This window comes from Candidatus Saccharibacteria bacterium, from assembly GCA_017983775.1.
In the GTDB taxonomy this organism is placed as follows: Bacteria; Patescibacteriota; Saccharimonadia; order JAGOAT01; family JAGOAT01; genus JAGOAT01.
This window is the reverse complement of sequence record JAGOAT010000037.1, coordinates 1-5361: the sequence shown is the minus strand read 5'-3', so window position 1 is coordinate 5361 and position 5361 is coordinate 1. Positions and strand designations below refer to the sequence as shown.

At 38.3% G+C, this 5361-nt stretch carries 5 protein-coding genes; 3 read left to right on the top strand and 2 right to left on the bottom strand.

What is annotated here, in order from left to right:
* The 3 genes from KA531_03970 to KA531_03960 form a co-directional block, all read left to right on the top strand.
* Positions 1-460 (top strand): phospho-N-acetylmuramoyl-pentapeptide-transferase (locus tag KA531_03970; protein MBP6006024.1); only part of this gene is annotated, 460 nt, incomplete at its 5' end.
* A 2-nt stretch (positions 461-462) separates the two neighbouring features.
* Positions 463-1578: a cell division protein FtsW gene (locus KA531_03965; protein ID MBP6006023.1), complete on the top strand. Its 1116-nt coding sequence runs from the start codon at positions 463-465 to the stop codon at positions 1576-1578.
* On the top strand, positions 1575-2384 hold the full coding sequence (locus KA531_03960; GenBank protein ID MBP6006022.1) for a hypothetical protein: 810 nt from the start codon (positions 1575-1577) through the stop codon (positions 2382-2384). The genes KA531_03965 and KA531_03960 overlap by 4 nt, the downstream gene beginning before the upstream one ends.
* A 173-nt stretch (positions 2385-2557) precedes the next feature.
* Here KA531_03960 and KA531_03955 read toward each other — a convergent pair whose 3' ends face one another.
* Both KA531_03955 and KA531_03950 read right to left on the bottom strand, forming a co-directional pair.
* Positions 2558-5095, bottom strand: coding sequence for a type IV secretory system conjugative DNA transfer family protein (locus tag KA531_03955; GenBank protein ID MBP6006021.1), 2538 nt, complete (start codon positions 5093-5095; stop codon positions 2558-2560).
* 33 nt (positions 5096-5128) lie between these two features.
* Positions 5129-5361, bottom strand: a 233-nt coding sequence (locus KA531_03950) for a hypothetical protein (GenBank protein MBP6006020.1), incomplete at its 5' end; no start/stop codon positions are given.

The window sequence follows — 5361 nt, the reverse complement described above, 5'->3', positions numbered from 1 at the left end:
TATCAGTGATGGATTAGATGGACTGTCTGGAGGTCTACTCTGTATGGCCTTTACAAGTTTTAGTATCATTGCTTTATTGAGAGGCCAGATTGGGCTAGCTGTTTTCTGTGCTGCACTAACCGGAGCATCTCTAGCCTATACTTGGTTTAGTATTTACCCGGCTAGGTTTTTCATGGGGGATATTGGCTCATTTAGCCTTGGAACTAGTCTGGGAATTATTGCCATGCTGACTGATAGTCTCTTTTTATTGCCAATTATTGGATTTGTCTTTGTGATTGAGACACTTTCAAGCATTATTCAGATAGGATCCAAAAGGCTTTTTAATAAAAAGGTTTTTAGATTGGCACCTTTACACCATCATTTTGAAGCAGTTGGCTGGCCAGAAACCAAGGTAACTATGCGTTTTTGGATTATTGGAGCTATTAGTGCCATGCTAGGGATTATTTTAAGCCTGATCTAGTGATGCTGCAACCATCTAAGAAGTCTCGAATAATTCGTCACAAACCTGACTATTTAATTGCAATTCTTGCACTGATCCTAACCTCTATTGGACTAACTGTTATTTACTCTATTGGCTCAAATATTAGATTCAATCTAACATCTGGGTTGGATCAAACTAATATCTATTTTAGTCGTCAAGTAATTAGTCTGATAATTGGATTAGCTGGAATGCTAATTGCTAGCCAAATAAATTATAAATATTATCAAAAATTCGCCTTACCAATTCTAGGCATATCAGTGATCCTAATCCTTAGTTTACTAATTGATGGCTTAGCTCAGACCGTCAACGGCGCAACTCGATGGATTGCAATTGGTCCAATCAATCTTCAGCCAACTGAGATATTCAAATTAGCGATAATTATCTACCTAGCCAGACAATTATCAAGGAATCCTGGACAGAAAACCTGGATTACTTTAATAAGCATTATAATGGTTTTCTTACTGGTTACTTTATTGCAAAGAGATTTGGGCAGTAGCTTAATTTTAATACTTGAAATACTTAGTATATATTGGCTTAGTGGAGCCAAAATACGAGAAGTGATTCTAATTATTGGCATACTATTATCTGGAGTCGTGATGATGATTGCCATTGAACCCTTTAGACTACAGCGAGTATTAACCTTTCTAGGAGAGAGCAATGATCCAAGTGGAGCAGGGTACCATATACAGCAAGCCTTGATTGCCCTCGGATCTGGTAGCATTACTGGACGAGGGCTAGGAAACAGTATTCAAATCTTTGGCTATCTACCAGAAGCCCATACAGACTCAATATTTGCAGTAATTGGTGAGCAATTAGGCTTAGTTGGCTCATTAATCATTGGGGCTTTATTTATCTTTTTAATTCTGCGTACCACTCGACTAATCACCAAAGCCCCTGATAATTTCTCCCAATTCATGGTCATTGGAATTATCTCTTGGATTGCCCTGCAGACCCTGATGAATATTGGTGCAATGGTTGGCCTGGTACCATTGACGGGGATTCCTCTACCTTTCATTAGCTATGGTGGGAGTAACCTAATTATTAATCTAATTGCTATCGGTATCCTCATTAATATCTCCAAATATACTAAGGCATGAGACGCTACCAAAGAACAGTTCATCATCAATCTGGCAATTATCGCAAAAATAATATTGCTATTAGTAAAAAGACTCGCAAAACCAACCAGCCCAAGAGAAATAGATTAGTTATTACTACCATAGTGGCTATTGCTTTTGTAGTGTTATTCTATCAAATTATCAAGATTAAAGCCTATAAATTAACTCAATCAGAACTCGCAATTACCCAAACTGACCTTCAAAAGTTAGCCGATAAGAATTATAACTTTATTAATGGCAATATTTTGACCTTTAGTTGTAATAAACTATCCAGCATCATTGGTGAAATCTACCCAATCTATTCAGGTGTCAACTGTCAGAAGGATTATAGAAACCAAACTATCACTATCGGTTTTAAACAAAACCCAGCTGAATTAATCTGGACAAGTGGCAATCAGAGTTATACCCTTGATGCCAATGGTCGATCAATCAACCTTATCCATACAAAAACCGAACTTAATGGATTGATAGAAGTATTTGATAAAACCAATCTGCCAATCAGCCTTGGGCAACAAGTAACAACCGACCAATTTATCGAGTTTATCAATCAATTAAATAAAGCCGATCAAGAACAGCTAGATTTTGTTGATTTTGAAAAATACAATATCGAAGAAAGCATTGAAGAATTGATAGTTCAAACAAACCACACAGTAGAAATTCGATTTAATAGCTCTAGAAGTGCAGAAGTCCAAATCGAGAACTTACTTAAAGTCCTTAGAGATAAACCAATAGAGCAAATTCGCCAATATATTGATCTTAGAATTCCAAATAGAGTATATTACTACTGACCTAACCCAAGATATTGCCTTAGTCGCACAATGTATATTTTGCGACTAAGTAGAAAGTTTTCCACAGGCAATGCCGTTTTTTTATTGTAAACGAACAATCAGACAATCCACTAGATTAATTCTGCTGAAATATTATATGGATTGATTAACTCTTCATGTTACATCTTTAAATCTTATCGGGAATATCTTTTTGGCTCAGGAATTTTATTACCATTACTAATTAACTGCTTGTTATTATTCTTATTTTGCTCCCTTCTTCTCTCCAATATTCCCTGCAAAGAACTTGTCTCTGGTCTGGATGATGCACTACCTAGATTAGACCAATCGAGGATACTGGACTCTACTTCTTCCCTTCTGCTTGAATACTTTTGTCTTGACAAATCTATTATATTATTGCTTAAATCAGAAGTTGGACTTGGTACATCTAGAGTCTTGGCGCTAAATGGCAAGGTAGTCTGACCATCAATACTCATTGCAATATAAATATTTCTAATATCAAGATTGACTAAATCTTCCGCACTAAATACTGGCTTGAAATATTTGCTCAGATACTCTGCATCATCAGCACCAACTCGAAAAGTAATCATTGAACCCACATTGCCAAATACTGCATCCCTAACCTCGTCCCTCATCTGAGAAACATATTGATTAGCCACTGTTAAATTCAATGCATACTTTCTGGCCTCTGAGAGAATTACTGCAAATGATTCAGTCGCAAAATTTTGAAATTCATCAACATACAGATAGAAAGGTCGCCGATTGGCCGGCAAAGTATCTGCTCTACTCATTGCCGCCAACTGAATCTTCGTAATCATCAATGCACCTAAGATACTAGCATTATCTTCCCCGATTAGACCTCGAGATAAATCTACGATCAAAATCTTGCCTTGGTCCATAATTTGCCTAATGTCAAAGCTGGATTTTGGCTGTCCTAAAACATTACGAATCAAAGGGTTAGCAGTAAATGCTCCTACCTTATTCAAGATAGAAGAGGTTGCTTCTGATGCAAACCTCTGATCCCAGGTAGCAAACTCATTGACCCAAAAAGCTTTGACCACCGGATCACTGACGTTATCTACTACTTTCTTGCGATATTTAGCATCTGTCAACATCCTGACTATTCCCAGCATCGTAGCATCCGGGTATTCCAATAAAGCAAGCAAGCAATAGCGCAGAATATGCTCCAATCTAGGCCCCCAAGAATCAGCAAATATCTTATGTAACACCCCGATGACCTCAGAAGCTATATGTGGCCTAAAGTTAGGATTAGTAACCTCCATAGGATTGAAGGCTACTGGATTCTCTCGATCTGCTGGATTAAAATACACTACGTCATCCAGTCTTTCTTGTGGAATGTAACTCATCACGTCCCTAGCTAGTTCTCCGTGGGGATCAATAATTGCAAACCCTTGGTTGTGATAGATATCAGAAATGGCTAGCAAGGTTAGTAAATATGATTTACCCGAACCGCTCTTCCCTATCACATAGAGATGCCTAGCTCGATCTGACCTCTTAATCCCAAACTTAGTATTATGTTGACGAAACATGGTTTGACCGATCAAGCTAGTGTCTGCTTGATGAGCTTGATTTACTACAGGCAAGGTCTGTGGCGGTTCCGCCTGTTTACTACCCGTCCAAGCTAAGTTTGGAGTCTCTACTGAGGTATGAGGAAAATGGAAGAGGCTTGCTAATTCTTCAGTATTGAGAATATAACTATACCTTGTATCAAAAACTCGATTTTTAAAATCTTGGTGGTACTGATCTCCCCTCTTAGTTGAGCCAGCCCTAAACCCATTAAGCTGTGTATTAAACTGCTTAAAGCTTCCATATAAAGCCTGAAGCTTAGTTTGAGCAAGAACCTGATCACCAATATAAATTGCCCGAATCATCACTTGAAACCCTAGCTTAGTAGCCTTTTCTTCTATCCCTGAGATCTGACTGGTAGCCAAACTAGAAAGTTTATCTGATTTACCAGAGTCATCAATCGAAACTGGTCCCACCAGTAATGCATGAAATAAATCTCTAACCCAAGCCATTAATCCTGCTGGCAAATTGGTAAAGTTGCTAATCAAAGGCCTCCCAGATCTAATTTTATTAATTTCCTGTTGACTTTGATGATGCCAATCATCTGAAACTGGTCTGATGATCATCTGGATTGCAAGGTTTTGATCTGGTTCAAGGCTTGCTAACACGGAAGTGATGCCAGATATCGGATCTACCTCAAAGTTACTAAAGGTTTTAATTGGCAAGAATTGGCTATTCTTCAAAACTATCTCACTGCCAACTACCTCACCCTTCATCCCGTCTAGATAATCTGTCTGATGTTTAATAATCTGGACATTTGGGTACTGAGCATAGATTTGACCTGTAGCATAATGTTCCAGCTTCTCTGGGCAACGTAAATAAAAATAAATATTCTTAGTCCCAACTATCTCAAAGCTCAATGACTCTTGGACAGCCAGTCCTGACCTGAGTTCAGCCTTACTTCTAAGTATCCCATGTAGACTAGCAAACATTTGTTCGGCAGCCAATTCAGCCTTATCGTTCTCTCTAGGAATAATGATTTGTAATATTATATAATCCTGATCTTCTACTAGCCTAATCTGACGATTTTGAACAATAATTCGCCAAACCAAAAAACCAGCCAACGGCAACCAGCCATAGTACTTGATCAAAACTACCAAAAAAAAGTTAAGTATACCCTCGATCATCTCGCTACTCCTCCTCCATGAGCAACATGAATCCTAAGCTAGTTGATAATAATCATCAGGTAGCCTCTTAAAGGCTTTATTATTTTGAAGATTCAATGACACTGTTGAAGCCTTGACCTTACGCACAGATAAAACCTGCTTAACAATCTCAGATTTCTTATGAGGTCTAGCATCAGCAAGCACCTGGCCTATTACATCAGCTACTGTCCCAGCCTTATACCCCCATTCAGCTAATGCATAAATCCCACGACCGATCAAAACAAACC